This window comes from Kluyvera sp. (assembly GCF_965301105.1).
Map to the genome: position 1 here is coordinate 14422 of NZ_CBDKZX010000055.1, position 14129 is coordinate 28550.

At 54.2% G+C, this 14129-nt stretch carries 16 protein-coding genes; 8 read left to right on the forward strand and 8 right to left on the reverse strand.

Annotated elements, in window-relative coordinates; genetic code table 11:
* Positions 1-42 precede the first annotated feature (42 nt).
* The gene (locus ACW14G_RS16530) at positions 43-639 is read right to left on the reverse strand and encodes a TetR/AcrR family transcriptional regulator (protein ID WP_163447461.1); all 597 of its coding nucleotides are present in this window, start codon (positions 637-639) and stop codon (positions 43-45) included.
* A gap of 143 nt (positions 640-782) precedes the next feature.
* Here ACW14G_RS16530 and ACW14G_RS16535 point away from each other — a divergent pair, with 143 nt between their 5' ends.
* Both ACW14G_RS16535 and ACW14G_RS16540 read left to right on the forward strand, forming a co-directional pair.
* Entirely contained in the window at positions 783-1022 is a 240-nt protein-coding gene (locus ACW14G_RS16535) for a DUF1289 domain-containing protein (RefSeq protein WP_064545717.1), read from the forward strand.
* Between the two features lie 50 nt (positions 1023-1072).
* Positions 1073-1969, forward strand: coding sequence for an aldo/keto reductase (locus ACW14G_RS16540; RefSeq protein ID WP_167575954.1), 897 nt, complete (start codon positions 1073-1075; stop codon positions 1967-1969).
* 41 nt (positions 1970-2010) lie between these two features.
* Here the strand turns inward: ACW14G_RS16540 and ACW14G_RS16545 are convergent, their stop codons facing one another.
* Genes ACW14G_RS16545 through ACW14G_RS16555 form a run of 3 tightly spaced genes read right to left on the reverse strand, consistent with a single transcriptional unit; the run spans position 2011 to position 5138 of the window.
* Complete coding sequence (locus ACW14G_RS16545) at positions 2011-4035, reverse strand: FUSC family protein (protein WP_419057951.1); 2025 nt, start codon at positions 4033-4035, stop codon at positions 2011-2013.
* A complete protein-coding gene (locus ACW14G_RS16550) occupies positions 4032-4892 on the reverse strand; it encodes an efflux RND transporter periplasmic adaptor subunit (RefSeq protein ID WP_249021875.1) in 861 nt (286 codons plus the stop codon). The genes ACW14G_RS16545 and ACW14G_RS16550 overlap by 4 nt, the downstream gene beginning before the upstream one ends.
* 9 nt (positions 4893-4901) lie before the next feature.
* Positions 4902-5138 (reverse strand): DUF1656 domain-containing protein, encoded by a 237-nt coding sequence (locus ACW14G_RS16555; protein ID WP_223802534.1) that lies wholly within the window; start codon positions 5136-5138, stop codon positions 4902-4904.
* A gap of 195 nt (positions 5139-5333) precedes the next feature.
* Between ACW14G_RS16555 and slyA the strand changes: the two genes are divergently transcribed.
* Entirely contained in the window at positions 5334-5774 is a 441-nt protein-coding gene (gene slyA, locus ACW14G_RS16560) for a transcriptional regulator SlyA (protein ID WP_163447466.1), read from the forward strand.
* Positions 5775-5810: 36 nt separating this feature from the next.
* Here slyA and ACW14G_RS16565 read toward each other — a convergent pair whose 3' ends face one another.
* Both ACW14G_RS16565 and slyB read right to left on the reverse strand, forming a co-directional pair.
* Positions 5811-7169 carry a sensor domain-containing diguanylate cyclase gene (locus ACW14G_RS16565; protein ID WP_249021874.1) on the reverse strand — a complete coding sequence of 453 codons (1359 nt, stop codon included), beginning with the start codon at positions 7167-7169 and terminating at the stop codon, positions 5811-5813.
* Positions 7170-7385: 216 nt separating this feature from the next.
* Positions 7386-7853: an outer membrane lipoprotein SlyB gene (gene slyB, locus ACW14G_RS16570; protein ID WP_064545703.1), complete on the reverse strand. Its 468-nt coding sequence runs from the start codon at positions 7851-7853 to the stop codon at positions 7386-7388.
* A 274-nt stretch (positions 7854-8127) separates the two neighbouring features.
* On the opposite strand from slyB, the gene anmK reads away from it, so the two are divergent.
* The 5 genes from anmK to pdxY all read left to right on the forward strand — a co-directional run bounded on the left by anmK (position 8128) and on the right by pdxY (position 12710).
* On the forward strand, positions 8128-9252 hold the full coding sequence (anmK, locus tag ACW14G_RS16575; protein ID WP_167575949.1) for an anhydro-N-acetylmuramic acid kinase: 1125 nt from the start codon (positions 8128-8130) through the stop codon (positions 9250-9252).
* A gap of 94 nt (positions 9253-9346) precedes the next feature.
* Entirely contained in the window at positions 9347-9670 is a 324-nt protein-coding gene (mliC, locus tag ACW14G_RS16580) for a C-type lysozyme inhibitor (RefSeq protein WP_064545700.1), read from the forward strand.
* A gap of 57 nt (positions 9671-9727) precedes the next feature.
* A complete protein-coding gene (gene pdxH / locus ACW14G_RS16585; protein WP_163449433.1) occupies positions 9728-10384 on the forward strand; it encodes a pyridoxamine 5'-phosphate oxidase in 657 nt (218 codons plus the stop codon).
* Between the two features lie 125 nt (positions 10385-10509).
* The gene (tyrS, locus tag ACW14G_RS16590) at positions 10510-11784 is read left to right on the forward strand and encodes a tyrosine--tRNA ligase (protein ID WP_163449430.1); all 1275 of its coding nucleotides are present in this window, start codon (positions 10510-10512) and stop codon (positions 11782-11784) included.
* Positions 11785-11849: 65 nt separating this feature from the next.
* A complete protein-coding gene (gene pdxY / locus ACW14G_RS16595; RefSeq protein ID WP_163449429.1) occupies positions 11850-12710 on the forward strand; it encodes a pyridoxal kinase PdxY in 861 nt (286 codons plus the stop codon).
* Between the two features lie 94 nt (positions 12711-12804).
* Here pdxY and gstA read toward each other — a convergent pair whose 3' ends face one another.
* Complete coding sequence (gene gstA / locus ACW14G_RS16600) at positions 12805-13410, reverse strand: glutathione transferase GstA (RefSeq protein ID WP_064545694.1); 606 nt, start codon at positions 13408-13410, stop codon at positions 12805-12807.
* A gap of 147 nt (positions 13411-13557) precedes the next feature.
* On the reverse strand, positions 13558-14129 hold a 572-nt coding region (locus ACW14G_RS16605; protein ID WP_455648684.1), incomplete at its 5' end, for an oligopeptide:H+ symporter.

A 14129-nucleotide genomic window follows, 5' to 3' on the forward strand; every position in this document is an offset into this window, starting at 1 on the left:
TAGACCGGTCGTCTAGTGGTATAGGAAATAAAAACGCCGGGATCACTCCGGCGCGGCAATCAGATTCCTGACGTGCGTCAGCGCGCTTTCCAGCGGTGCCGAGCTGCGCGAAATTTTCGCCTGCAGGTTCGCCCCCAGCCACAGAGAGTAGAGCACCTGGGCAGTGGTTTCGGCTTCGCCGTTGAACGTCAGGCAGCCTTCACGGCGGCCATTTTCCAGCGCTTGCGCCAGCAAAACCATAATCTGGCTGGCGCCTTTATTCATTTCAGCGCGCATATCTTCGGAAAGATCGCACACTTCAGCAGACAGCTTCACGGTCAGACAGCCGCTAATCAACCCCTGCTGGCAAAACTGTTCGAGCGTGTGCTGGTAGTAGTTCAGCAGGCGGTCGCGGTAGTTTCCCGCGCCTTGCGTGAAGTGCTGCACCAGCCGCTGGTGATAGTCGGCAAAATGCCGGTCCAGCATGGCCACGCCAAACGCCTCTTTTGAACGAAAATAGTGATAAAACGAGCCCTTAGGCACTTCTGCCGTTTTCAGGAGTTCGCTCAGACCCATTCCGGTAAAACCGCGGTGCATGCAAAGACGCTCGCCGGTAGCCAGAATGTGTTCACGGGTATCATGTTCAATCGATTTGCTCATGACAGGCACTGTAATAGACCGATTGGTCTAATGCAAATGAATTTTTGAAAATGCCGTCTGGCGCGCATCAAACGGGAGAAAAGTTGCGCCCGCTGAATTAAACGTCTTCAATGAAGGGATGAAGAGGTAAATAGGGGGCTAAGGTGGCGGAGCAACTGGAGTTCTTCCCGGTTCAAAGTCCGTGCCGGGGAATTTGTCAGTCGGATGAACGCGGTTTCTGCCGTGGCTGTTTTCGCAGCCGCGATGAGCGTTTTCACTGGCAGAATATGAGCGATGCGCAAAAACAGGAGGTGCTGCGGCTGTGCCGTCAGCGGCTACTGCGCAAATTGCGCGCAGGTAAAGCGCCCGACGCGGAAGAACCTCAGCAGCCCTCACTGTTTTAAGCGCAAAAGTGCGTATACTCGATTGATATTTTTTCATTGAGGAAGTGGTTATGGTTCAACGTATTACCCTGGCGCCTCAGGGCCCGGAATTTTCACGTTTCGTGATGGGCTACTGGCGTCTGATGGACTGGAACATGTCCCCGCGCCAGTTGGTGAGCTTTATTGAGGAACACCTGGATCTCGGCGTGACGACCGTCGATCACGCGGATATCTACGGTGGCTATCAGTGCGAAGCGGCGTTTGGTGAAGCGCTGAAGCTGGCGCCGCATCTGCGCGAGCGCATGGAAATTGTCACCAAGTGCGGTATCGCCACCACCGCCAAGCCAGAGCATGCGCTGGGCCACTACATTACCGATCGTAACCACATCATTCACAGCGCTGAGCAGTCTCTGCGTAACCTGGCGACGGATGTGATCGATCTGCTGTTGATTCACCGTCCGGACCCGCTAATGGATGCGGATGAAGTGGCGCAGGCGTTCACCGCACTGCACCAGAGTGGCAAAGTACGTCATTTCGGCGTCTCTAACTTTACGCCTGCGCAGTTCGCGCTGCTGCAGTCGCGGCTGCCCTTTACGCTGGCGACGAATCAGGTTGAAATTTCGCCGATTCACCAGCCAACGCTGCTGGATGGCACGCTGGATCAGCTGCAACAACTGCGTATCCGTCCGATGGCCTGGTCATGCCTGGGGGGCGGGCGTTTATTTAACGACGAGGAGTTCCAGCCGCTGCGTGACGAGCTGGCGAAGGTGGCAAACGAGCTGAACGCGGGCAGCATCGAGCAGGTGGTCTATGCGTGGGTCATGCGTCTACCGTCGCAGCCGCTGCCGATTATCGGTTCCGGCAAAATTGAGCGCGTGCGCTCGGCGATCGTTGCGCAATCACTCGACATGACGCGCCAGCAGTGGTTCCGCATTCGTAAAGCCGCATTGGGTTACGACGTTCCGTAATCATCACCTTCATAGCCCGGCGTCGCCGGGCTATTTTTTCTTTACGCCGTTTGCTCGGTCAGCGTGCCGGGTGCCGGTGCCGTCTCAAGCTGCGAGAGTGAGCAGTACAGTCGCCAGAGAATTGATGCCAGCTCGGCAGCCGCTGGCTGGTGGTGATGGGAGAGGGTTTGGCAAATGCGCTGGAGTTCCTCAAGCGTGGCGGCCAGCGGGCGTTGCTGAACGCCGCGCTCACTCATGACATCACGCAATAAGCTAATGCACATATCTCGTACCTGAGAGAGCGGGTCCGATCGTGATTCCCAGTCGCGCAGCTGCCAAACCACATGCGAACAGTTCAGCAGTACCACCCCCCAACGCAGCAGCCAGCGCCGTGCCTGCTCATCCTGGCTAGTACTCAACTGACTGACGTGATGGTACACCAGCGATTCGAACTCGTGCTCGCTGCTGGAAGGGTGACGACTGAGTTGGTCGACGAAGTGACGGCGTAACGCACGAATATGGCGGCGACTTTTGCGCGCGTCTGACGCGGGCGTCAGCACGGCGAAAGCCAGCCATGCCAACCCCACACCGATAATTTTCGCCAGGTTATCATTGAGAAAATCGCCAAAATTGTAAACCGGTGGGTTGGTGACGGCGATAAACGACCCCATGAAAACAATCAACGAGCCCCATAGCCGCGCCTGTTTCGGCATTTGCAGCTTTAACAGTTGCATCGTCAACAGCAGCGGGAACAGGAACAGCATGAACTGCCACAGGTCGCTGATTTGCACCATCAGGCCAAACTTGACGCCGAAGCTGAAGATGGACAGCAGAATCAGCGTACGCATCAGCAGCGTCAGTGAGCTGAACGGCGAGGGGACGTTAGAGTAGAGCACGCAGCAGATGGCGGCCAGCGTCAGCGCTGCCGCGCCGGACTCCCACTGCGTGCTGATGCTCAAGGCTCCCACGCTGACGAGGGCAAAAAAGGTGCGAATGCCACTCCAGGCCGCTTCGGCGTGGTCGGTGTGACGCATCAAGGCGGGGGCGGCGGGAACGTTAAATTCGCTGACCGCGGTTGCATTTTGCAGCCGTAACAGCCAATGGCTGGTGGTCAGATAGAGACGGCAAAAATAGCGGAGCCGGCTCCAGAATGCATGATGTCGGTAGTCCTGCGGATCGCTGGGCGCCAGAGGGGCGATAATACGTGCGACGGTGTAGGCATCGCAATCGGGTCTGGCCAGCGCCTGCAACAGTGATTCCAGTACCGGACGTAAATTCTGCGGCGCGTTGGGCCAGTTGAGCATCAAGCGGCGCAGGCTGGAAATCACACTGGTCAGACGCAACTGCTGATGGAGCAGATAGTTTAATAACGTATTCTGCCGACGCAGGCGATAGTGGCTCCAGAACGCCTGAATACGCAGCAGATTCATGGTGAGGATTTGCGCGATAACGCTCTGGTGTGCGCTGCGAATGGCGTCGGTGGTGACGGGTTGCCACAGCATACTGGCGTGTTCCAGCAGCCGCGCGTGCATATTTTTCAGCGCGCTAAGCAGCGTGGTGCCATCGGAGGTGCTGGGTAAAATCATCATCATCAGCCCGCCGCTTAAAATACCGACGATCACCTCACAGACGCGCGCCTGGGCAATTTCCCACAGCTTCGTGGCGTCGACGACGTTAATCATCGGGAACGCGATAATGGCGCAGGTATAGCCCGCGAGCTGAAAGGCATAGGCAACGTTGTTGGTGTACATCGCGCACGCCCAGGTGCAGAGCGCGAGCCAGCCGGACATTGCAAACAGAAACAGCCATGGGTCAGTCAGCGTATGTCCGCCGATAATCAGCGCCGCGCCAGCCCCCAGCAGACTGCCGGCAATACGTCCGAGGCTTTTGCTGATGACCCCGCCGACGGTCGGGAAACTCACCACGGCTGCGGAGGTCATTGCCCAGTAGGGCTCATCAAGATCCAGCCAGTAGGCGAAACTCAGCGCCAGGCACATGGCAATAGCGTTACGCAACGCATAACGCCATTGCGGCGGCGTCGCTTTAAACCAGGGCAGTGACTGCCAGGTCAACGCCGGAAAAGTCATTGTCGGTCACTCACGATTGAGACGGTACAGGTGGTACCCGCGACCAGTACCGTGTCAGCCGGCAGCGCGCCTAGATCTATGCGCACCGGTACGCGCTGGGCCAGACGTACCCATGGGATGGTCGGTTTGATATCCGCAACCAGCTTGCCGTCAGTGGCCAGACTCTGGTCGTGAATCGCGCGGCCAATGCTGGATACGTGACCCTGTAACTTTTTATCATCGCTATACAGAACAATATCGGCGCGGTCGCCTTCACGGATATGGCGAAGCTTAGTCTCTTCAAAGTACCCGACGACATAGAAGGAGTGGCTATCAATCAGCGCGAAAACCGGGTGACCGACGGCGGCATAGTTACCGACGCGCGTCGTGAGATTGGTGACCCAGCCGTCAACGGGGGCTTTGACCTCGGTTTGCGATAGCTGCCAACGTGCGTGCTCCAGTTCCGCTTTGGCGGCGTCAGCATTAGCCTGCGCCACTTTTAGCGCGATGTTGACGGTATCGATATCTTCGGCAGAGATAAAGTTTTGCGACAGACCACGACGGCGCTCAACTTCATGTTTTGCCCGCAGCAGGTCCGACTGGGCTTTCGCCACTTTTGCTTCCGCATTCATGATGGCGATTTTCCACGGCGTCGGGTCTATCTGAAACAGTACGTCGCCGGCTTTCACGTACTGGTTATCCTTGATGTTCAGACTCAGAATACTTCCCGATACCTGCGGCGTGATATCAACCTGCTCAGCGCGGATTTTTCCATCGCGCGTCCACGGTGACTGCATGTAGTAATTCCACACCATCCAGACGGCAATAATGGCCAGGGCAGCAATCAGCAGCGTTGAGAAATATTTTAATTTTTTCATTGGATTAAATCACCACATGACCAACAGTAGCAGCGCAAGGCAGACCGAGAGCGCGAAGAAAGAGAGATCCATTAATAGCGGATGCCAGATATCGCCCGCGTACATCCAGTCGCGTAACAAACGGTGCAGAATCAGCCAGAAAAGGAAGCCGAGAAGGACAGCCTTAAATACAGGTGGAAAATAAATTGAAGCACCGACGACGAGGTCTTGTAGAGGCAGTCCCGGTATGTGGAGAGTCAGCTTCACAAGCAGAAATCCTTTGCAATTGAAGAGTTATAGCTCGATAGTGTGTCGTGTTTTGACATAAAATCACATGATTTGAAACAGTGTAAAGCATAGATCTGGTTTGCGTGCACGTGGCAATACATTTGTTTTGCTAATTTAATTACTGCACACTATTCTAAAATCAGTATAATAACTTAGCAAGCTAATTATAAGGAGATGAAATTGGAATCGCCACTAGGTTCTGATCTGGCACGGTTGGTGCGCATTTGGCGTGCTCTGATTGACCATCGCCTCAAACCTCTGGAACTCACGCAGACGCACTGGGTCACGCTGCATAATATTCATCAGCTTCCACCCGAGCAGTCGCAAATCCAACTGGCTAAAGCGATTGGCATTGAGCAGCCGTCTCTCGTCCGAACGCTGGATCAGCTGGAAGAGAAGGGGCTGATATCCCGTCAGACTTGTGCCAACGACCGTCGTGCTAAACGCATTAAGTTAACGGAGAAAGCTGAGCCTCTGATCGAGGAAATGGAAGCGGTTATCAGCCACACGCGCGGCGATATTCTGGCTGGCATCTCCGCTGAGGAGCTTGAGATGCTTATCATGCTTATTCGTAAGCTTGAGCAGAATATCATCGAGCTGCAATCCCGAGATTGATATGAAAAACCCGCGAAATTCGCGGGTTTTTTTCACTTACTCCCAGACGACGACCCGGTTTCGTCCCGCCGCTTTCGCGCGGTACATGGCCTCATCGGCACGCCGTACGCACTCTTCTACCGAAACGGACAGATCCGTGGCGGTAAACACCCCCATACTGATGGTGATTGACTCCGGCAGCTGGGCATTGCTGCTGCCTGCATCATGCTGACTGATGGCCAGGCGGATACGTTCTGCAATCGTGCGCGCCACCTCAGGCGAGGTATTGACCAACAGTAGCGCGAACTCTTCGCCACCAATACGCGCCGCTACGTCGTTCTGGCGCACAGAGTCCTGCAGTACCCTGGCGACAAACTGAATAACTTTGTCCCCCTGCAGATGGCCGTACTTATCATTTATGCGCTTGAAGTGGTCGAGGTCGCTGACGATAACCGACACCGGATGGCCGTTGGCGATCGTCGGCTGCAGGGCGGTAAATGAGTCATAAAAGTAGCTGCGATTAAACAACCGCGTCAAAGGATCGCGGATCGAGTTCTGGTATGAGTTGAGATACTTGGTGTTGGACTGACGGTAGAGGGTAAACACGTCGCAGAACAGCACAAAGATCAGGAACAGGGTGGAAATGGTTTCGAACAACCGTGCCTGATACCAGCTGTAGCTGGCGGTATCCTGACCGGACATCAGGACCAGCAGGGTGAAGATATAACAAGCGCAGAAAAATGCGCCGCTGTACCAGAAAATATTGTTCAGCTGTGTCGTAAAGATAAGCGTAAATAGTGTGATTAACCATATTACAACTAATGCCCAGTTGACAATGTTGTTCCAAAATTCGCTGTACTGGAAAGTGTTATTATCAACGAGCTTAACGCTCAATAAAGAATCATGGCTGGAGTAGAGCCACGATAATACCAGCATGACAATGGCGAACCCGAACAATCCGCCTAAGATAAAAATATGATTCCGCATGCTATGCATATCGCGCGATTTTATCGCGTACAGCACCACGGAGGTAATAAACAAAACCGCCATTATGATATTGCGGAAGAAATAAAATATCAGGGCGTCATTATAGTTAATATTATCTGATGCACCGCACAGGAACCACGTAGGATAGCTGTTTAGTGTACCGAGCATCAGCACCGCTGAGCTCGCGAAGGCGCAGGCGATGGCCATCAGGTAGAGCCGACGTCGATCGCAGAGGTATTTCATGACCATGAATACCGCAATCATGGTATGGAAAACCATCAGAAACATCGTAAGCGTAGGAAACAAAATAGGTGCAATCGCCGGGACATGGCGAATAAAAACATTAGAAAAGTGATTGAGTAATAGAATACCAATCAAGCAAATCGTGATATAAATCAAAAAACGCTGCAGGGGGAATTTTAAAAGCATATATGAGTCCTGTGTACGCTAAGCACTGCAAGCAATGAGGCATCCTGGCCCTATAAGACTCAAGTTTAATTGATTTCACGTAAAGAAATATTGTCCGCGCGCAAATAATAGATAGGGTGAATAACTATTATATATTTGTCGTATGAATATTAATGAGGAAAGGGTAAAGGCAGAGATATGGGTACGCGCTTGTTGCAAGCGCGTACCCGGAGAACATTAACGCGGAGACACAGTAACCTGTCGGCCATTGCTCGCCATCACGACGCGCTGACCAGCAGAGAAGCGAGTATCGCCCTGTTTCTGCACCACCATGATGGTGTTGCCGTCATCTTTACGAATTTCCAGTTCAACGCCCTGGGTTTTATTCATCGCACCCTGAACGCTCTGACCGGCTACGCCGCCTGCGACAGCACCCGCTGCGGTTGCCAGAGAACGACCAGTACCGCCGCCAACGGTGTTACCCAGGAAGCCGCCCAGTACCGCACCGCCGATAGCGCCAATCACGTTGCTGTCATCGCCACCCTGAATTTGTACCGGACGAACGTGTACGATGGTACCGTAGGTCACGTTCTGGACCTGTTTCGCTTCGGATGCAGAGTAAACATCACCTGACAAACCGCTGTTGTTGACACATCCGGCCAGGGATAAACCAATCATTGAAACAGCCAATACACGTAACATCATTATGAATCTCCAGTTCACTAAGAATTGCTCTCATGAGCATCCGTACTAAACAATTATATGGTATTTGATCGGGGCGGTCATATATTCCGCATTCATTATTAACCATAATAAACCATCCTGGCTTAACCAACGGTAAACGCAAGGGAAACAGCGTCCCTCCTGAGATTCTTGCGAAAAAAGAGCACCATATTGTTAAAATTTTTTATTGGTTAATAGCATTACGTGGCACTTTATGCTGGAGTGTTAACTTTGCATAGCTGACTAAGGACGGCGTATGAAATCCGGGCGATATATTGGCGTGATGTCAGGGACCAGCCTTGATGGCGTGGATGTGGTGCTGGCGGTCATTGATGAAAATAGCGTGACGCAGCTGGCTAGTCTTTCCTGGCCCATTCCCATCGCAGTGAAAGAGGCGGTGTTGGCCATTTGCCAGGGGCAGCCTCTGACGCTCTCGCAGCTTGGACAACTGGACAATCGGCTGGGGAATCTCTTTGCGGATGCCGTTCTGGCGCTGATGTCACAAGAGAAGCTGGCAGCGCAGGACATTGTGGCGATTGGTTGCCACGGTCAAACCGTGTGGCACGAGCCGACTGGCGATGCGCCGCATACTATGCAGATTGGTGATAATAACATCATCGCTGCACGCACCGGTGTCAGCGTGGTCGGCGATTTTCGTCGTCGCGATATGGCGCTGGGAGGGCAGGGTGCGCCGCTGGTACCGGCATTCCACCAGGCTCTGCTGGCGCATGTCAGTGAACGCCGTATGATTCTCAATATTGGCGGGATCGCCAATCTTTCCCTTTTAATTCCCGGCCAGCCTGTGCGCGGTTTTGACACCGGGCCGGGGAATATGCTGATCGATGCCTGGATCTGGCGCAACCTTGGCAAACCCTATGATAAGGATGCGGAGTGGGCCAACGAAGGCAAAGTGATTTTACCTTTGTTACAGGACATGCTGAACGATCCTTATTTCGCCGCCCCGGCGCCAAAAAGTACCGGGCGCGAGTACTTCAACTACGGATGGCTGTCGCAATTCCTGGCTCGCTATCCTGGGCTGCGTGCTCAGGACGTACAGGCTACCCTGACGGAACTTACGGCGGTGACTATCAGCGAGCAGGTTCTGCTCAGCGGCGGCTGTGAGCGCCTTCTGGTCTGTGGCGGGGGAAGCCGTAACCCGCTGGTGATGGCTCGTCTGGCGGGTTTGTTGGCCGGGACTGAGGTCGCGACGACCGATGAATACGGTATTAGCGGTGACGATATGGAAGCATTGGCTTTTGCCTGGCTGGCGTGGCGTACGGTTGCCGGCTTGCCTGGCAACCTTCCGTCGGTCACCGGCGCATCGCAAGCGACGGTACTTGGGGCAATTTTTCCCGCCAACCCGCAGAAGAATAAGAGTTAACTGACATCTTCTTTTACACTGGGCCGATAGACTAAAGGCAAACGGGAGTGGGACAATCACTCCTTGACCAGGAATGTCTAAAGGCTCAGAAAATATGAAAAAATTGCTTATTGTTGCCCTCCCTTTGATGCTCTCCGGCTGTAGCGCCTACAACCAATTTATGGAGCGGATGCAAACTGACACGCTGGAATACCAGTGTGATGAGAAACCGTTGACGGTGCATCTCAATAACCCACGTCAGCAGGTGAGCTTCATTTATGACAACCAGCAGCTCAATCTGGCGCAGGGCGTCTCGGCTTCAGGCGCACGCTATACCGACGGTATCTATGTCTTTTGGTCGAAAGGTAATGAGGCAACCGTCTACAAACGTGACCGTATCGTACTGAATAACTGTCAGTTACAAAATCCCAAGCGTTGAGATTTTCAGGCGAGCGGCGCACAATAACGTCACCCAATGATGACTAGTCCAAACGCCATGTCTGACAACGACGAACTACAGCAAATCGCGCATCTGCGCCGAGAGTACACCCGTGGCGGCCTGCGTCGCCACGACCTTCCTGCAGAACCTCTGCCGCTTTTTGAGCGCTGGCTCTCTCAGGCCTGCGAGGCAAAGTTAGCCGATCCGACGGCCATGGTGGTGGCGACGGTTGATGAAAATGGTCAGCCGTATCAGCGAATCGTTCTGCTGAAGCACTACGACGAAAAAGGGCTGGTGTTTTACACCAACCTGGGGAGCCGCAAAGCGCACCAACTGGAGAAGAATCCGCGTATCAGCCTGCTGTTCCCGTGGCACATGCTGGAGCGTCAGGTAATGGTGATCGGCAAGGCGGAGCGTCTGTCTACCCTTGAAGTCGTGAAGTATTTCCACAGCCGCCCGCGCGACAGTCAGATTGGCGCATGGGTTTCCAAGCAATCCAGCCGCATTTCTGCGCGCGGGATCCTCGAAAGCAAATTCCTTGAGCTGAAGCAGAAATTCCAGCAGGGCGAAGTGCCGTTGCCGAGTTTCTGGGGCGGTTTCCGCGTCTCTATTGAGCAGATGGAATTCTGGCAGGGCGGTGAACATCGTCTTCACGACCGTTTTTTATACCAACGTGAAGATGGCGCGTGGAAAATCGACCGTCTGGCGCCGTAATCCCCCAAATTTGTTGTTTTAAGCGCTAGCGCTGACGCCCTCAGCGCTTTATTCTATAGAGCTTTCGCGTCTGGCGAAAAGTCGTGTACCGGCAAAGGTGCAGTCGTATATACATGGAGAATTTGATGGCAAGCAGTAACTTGATTAAACAACTGCAAGAGCGGGGGCTAGTTGCCCAGGTAACGGACGAGGTAGCGTTAGCAGAGCGACTGGCGCAAGGCCCGATCGCGCTCTATTGCGGCTTCGATCCTACCGCTGACAGCTTGCATTTGGGGCATCTTGTTCCATTGTTATGCCTGAAACGCTTCCAGCAGGCGGGCCATAAGCCTGTTGCCCTGGTGGGCGGCGCTACTGGTCTGATTGGCGACCCGAGCTTTAAAGCCGCCGAGCGTAAGCTGAATACCGAAGACACCGTGCAGGAGTGGGTGGATAAAATCCGCAAACAGGTTGCACCGTTCCTCGATTTCGACTGCGGCGAGAACTCCGCGATTGCCGCCAACAACTATGATTGGTTTGGCGGCATGAACGTGCTGACCTTCCTGCGTGATATCGGCAAGCACTTCTCTGTTAACCAGATGATTAACAAAGAAGCGGTGAAGCAGCGTTTGAATCGTGACGACCAGGGTATTTCCTTTACCGAGTTCTCCTACAACCTGCTGCAGGGCTATGACTTTGCCTGCCTGAACAAACTGCACGGCGTCGCGCTGCAGATTGGCGGTTCCGACCAGTGGGGCAACATCACCTCCGGTATCGACCTGACCCGTCGTCTGCATCAGAACCAGGTATTTGGCCTTACCGTTCCGCTGATCACCAAAGCGGATGGCACCAAATTCGGTAAAACCGAAGGCGGCGCAGTCTGGCTGGATCCGAAGAAAACCAGCCCGTACAAATTCTATCAGTTCTGGATCAACACCGCGGATGCTGACGTTTACCGCTTCCTGAAGTTCTTCACCTTCATGGACATTGAAGAGATCAATGCGCTGGAAGAAGAAGACAAAAACAGCGGCAAAGCCCCACGTGCCCAGTATGTACTGGCCGAGCAGGTCACCCGTCTGGTTCACGGCGAAGAAGGCCTGGTGGCGGCAAAACGTATCACCGAGAGCCTGTTCAGCGGTTCTCTGAGCGCGTTGAGCGAAGCTGACTTCGAGCAGCTGGCGCAGGACGGCGTACCGATGGTTGAGATGGAAAAAGGCGCCGACCTGATGCAGGCGCTGGTAGACTCTGAGCTTCAGCCGTCTCGTGGGCAGGCGCGTAAGACCATTGCCTCCAATGCGGTCACCATCAACGGTGAGAAACAGGCTGACCCGGAATATTTCTTCAAAGACAGCGATATTCTGTTCGGGCGTTACACCTTGTTACGTCGCGGTAAGAAGAATTACTGTTTGATCTGCTGGAAGTAATTTTCAGAAACAGGGGGGCGTGGGAAACTACGCCCCCTTCTTTTTATGTCGTCTGAGTAGAACCAATGAACAACATCCTCGCCATTCAATCCCACGTTGTTTTCGGGCATGCCGGCAACAGCGCCGCGGAATTTCCTATGCGTCGCCTCGGCGCCAACGTCTGGCCGCTGAATACCGTGCAGTTTTCCAATCACACCCAATATGGTCAATGGACGGGCTGTGTGATGCCGCCTGCGCATCTGACGGAGATTGTGCAGGGCATTGCGTCTATCGATCAGCTTAAGCGCTGTGATGCGGTGCTGAGCGGCTATCTTGGCTCTGCGGAGCAGGGCGAGCATATCCTCGGCATTGTGCGTCAGGTTAAAGCGGCGAACCCGCAGGCGAAATATTTCTGTGACCCGGTGATGGGCCATCCGGAAAAAGGCTGCATCGTGGCGCCGGGCGTGGCGGAGTTCCACAAACGCTATGCGCTGCCGGCGAGCGATATTATCGCGCCGAACCTGGTTGAGCTGGAGATTCTCTCAGGTCACGAAGTTAACAGCGTGAGTGAAGCCATCAGTGCGGCTCGCGAACTGATCGCCCAGGGGCCGGAAATTGTCCTGGTGAAACATCTGGCGCGCGCAGGCTACAGCGTCGATCGTTTTGAGATGCTGCTGGTCACCGCCGATGCCGCATGGCACATCAGTCGTCCGCTGATTGATTTTGGTTCTCGCCACCCGGTTGGCGTTGGTGATGTCACCAGCGGCCTGTTGCTGGTTAAGCTCTTACAGGGGGCAACGCTGCGCGATGCGCTTGAGCATGTGACGGCGGCAGTGTATGAAATTATGCTGACGACCAAAACGATGGGCGAGTATGAACTGCAGGTTGTTGCTGCACAGGACCTGATCGCGAAGCCAGAGCACTGCTTTAGTGCCACGCAACTGTAACTTAGCACCGAGCGCTGCAATGAATGCAGCGCTTTGTCGGGCTACGTTCGCGTAATCTGCACGTGCGATGTAGCCCGGACGAAGTAAAAACGGATTATTTCAACCCTTCCGCCGCCAGCGCCGCGGCAACAGCCGGACGCGCCGCAACGCGAGCCATATAGTCCGCAATATTCTGATACCCCGCCATATCCATCTTCACGGCAAAGGCCCAGCGCAGCACGGTAAACAGGTAAGCATCGGCAATGGTAAAGCGAGAACCGCTGATCCACTGTGCGCCAGCCAGCGACTCATCAATATAGGCCAGCTTTTTGTCCAGCAGCGCACGAACCGTCGGTTTGTAGTCTTCCGGCGTATCCGGGCGGAACAGTGGAGTAAAGCCTTTGTGCAGCTCGGTGGCGATGAAGTTCAGCCACTCCAGCGTCTTGTAGCGGTTAATGCTGCCGACCGGCGCCAGCAGTTGACGGTCCGCGACGCTATCGGCGAGATATTGCATGATCGCCACGCCTTCAGTCAGCAGGGTATTGTCGTCCAACAGCAGGGCGGGAACCTGGCCTTTCGGGTTGACCTTCAGGAAATCGTCACCGTTTTCCATACGTTTGTGCATCAGATCGACGCCGATCAGCGTGAAATCCTTTCCGCTTTCCCGCAGCGTGATGTGCGATGCGAGGGAACAGGCGCCGGGTTTGTAGAACAATTTCATGGGTAACTCCTTCAGACTATGATTATTTTTGTTGTCCGTTGGCAGAAGGGCGGCCAATGGATATGAAAGTATGTTAGTGCCTGCGCAGATAAAAAAAAAGCCGCTAACATACGTTAGCGGCCCAAAATTATTCGTTTCCCGATGACATTATGCGGAAGCGACTTTACCGTCAGCAGCAGGCTTTGAGTCGTCCTGAGTCATACGGTTCAGTTTCGGTGCCGTCAGCAGCATCAGCACGGCGATAACGGCAGTGACAACGCCAATCTGCAGGAACACGCGGCCATACACTTCCAGAGACATCACCGGGTCGGTTACGTTTTCCGGCACCGCCATCATGCCAGCGACATAGCCGCCGATGATGTTTGCGCCAGCGGTAGTCAGGAACCAGCTACCCATGATGAAGCCCATCAGACGCTGCGGAACCAGCTGTGCAACCATTGCCAGACCCAGACCAGAGATCATCAGTTCGCCGATGCTCTGCAGGCCGTAACTGATGATCAGCCAGTTAACGGAAACGATACCTGCGTCGGTAGCGAATTTCGCGCCCAGCGGCAGAATCAGGAACGCACCGGAGCACAGCACCATACCAATCGCGAATTTGGTCGGCATCGGCAGGGTGTCGCCCATTTTGTTGTAGATAGCGGCCAGAATCGGGCTACCAATGATGATCCAGAACGGGTTCAGCGCCTGATACTGTTCCGGTTCGAACGCGATACCCA

Excerpts from the sequence above, each read along its gene's own strand:
- ACW14G_RS16530 (WP_163447461.1), bottom strand. The coding sequence starts at position 639 with ATGAGCAAATCGATTGAACATGATACCCGTGAACACATTCTGGCTACC.
- gstA (WP_064545694.1), bottom strand. The coding sequence starts at position 13,410 with ATGAAATTGTTCTACAAACCCGGCGCCTGTTCCCTCGCATCGCACATC.
- mliC (WP_064545700.1), top strand. The coding sequence starts at position 9,347 with ATGAAAAAATTGCTTATTGTTGCCCTCCCTTTGATGCTCTCCGGCTGT.
- tyrS (WP_163449430.1), top strand. The coding sequence starts at position 10,510 with ATGGCAAGCAGTAACTTGATTAAACAACTGCAAGAGCGGGGGCTAGTT.
- slyA (WP_163447466.1), top strand. The coding sequence starts at position 5,334 with ATGAAATTGGAATCGCCACTAGGTTCTGATCTGGCACGGTTGGTGCGC.
- ACW14G_RS16550 (WP_249021875.1), bottom strand. The coding sequence starts at position 4,892 with ATGAAAAAATTAAAATATTTCTCAACGCTGCTGATTGCTGCCCTGGCC.
- ACW14G_RS16540 (WP_167575954.1), top strand. The coding sequence starts at position 1,073 with ATGGTTCAACGTATTACCCTGGCGCCTCAGGGCCCGGAATTTTCACGT.
- slyB (WP_064545703.1), bottom strand. The coding sequence starts at position 7,853 with ATGATGTTACGTGTATTGGCTGTTTCAATGATTGGTTTATCCCTGGCC.
- ACW14G_RS16565 (WP_249021874.1), bottom strand. The coding sequence starts at position 7,169 with ATGCTTTTAAAATTCCCCCTGCAGCGTTTTTTGATTTATATCACGATT.
- pdxY (WP_163449429.1), top strand. The coding sequence starts at position 11,850 with ATGAACAACATCCTCGCCATTCAATCCCACGTTGTTTTCGGGCATGCC.
- anmK (WP_167575949.1), top strand. The coding sequence starts at position 8,128 with ATGAAATCCGGGCGATATATTGGCGTGATGTCAGGGACCAGCCTTGAT.
- pdxH (WP_163449433.1), top strand. The coding sequence starts at position 9,728 with ATGTCTGACAACGACGAACTACAGCAAATCGCGCATCTGCGCCGAGAG.
- ACW14G_RS16545 (WP_419057951.1), bottom strand. The coding sequence starts at position 4,035 with ATGACTTTTCCGGCGTTGACCTGGCAGTCACTGCCCTGGTTTAAAGCG.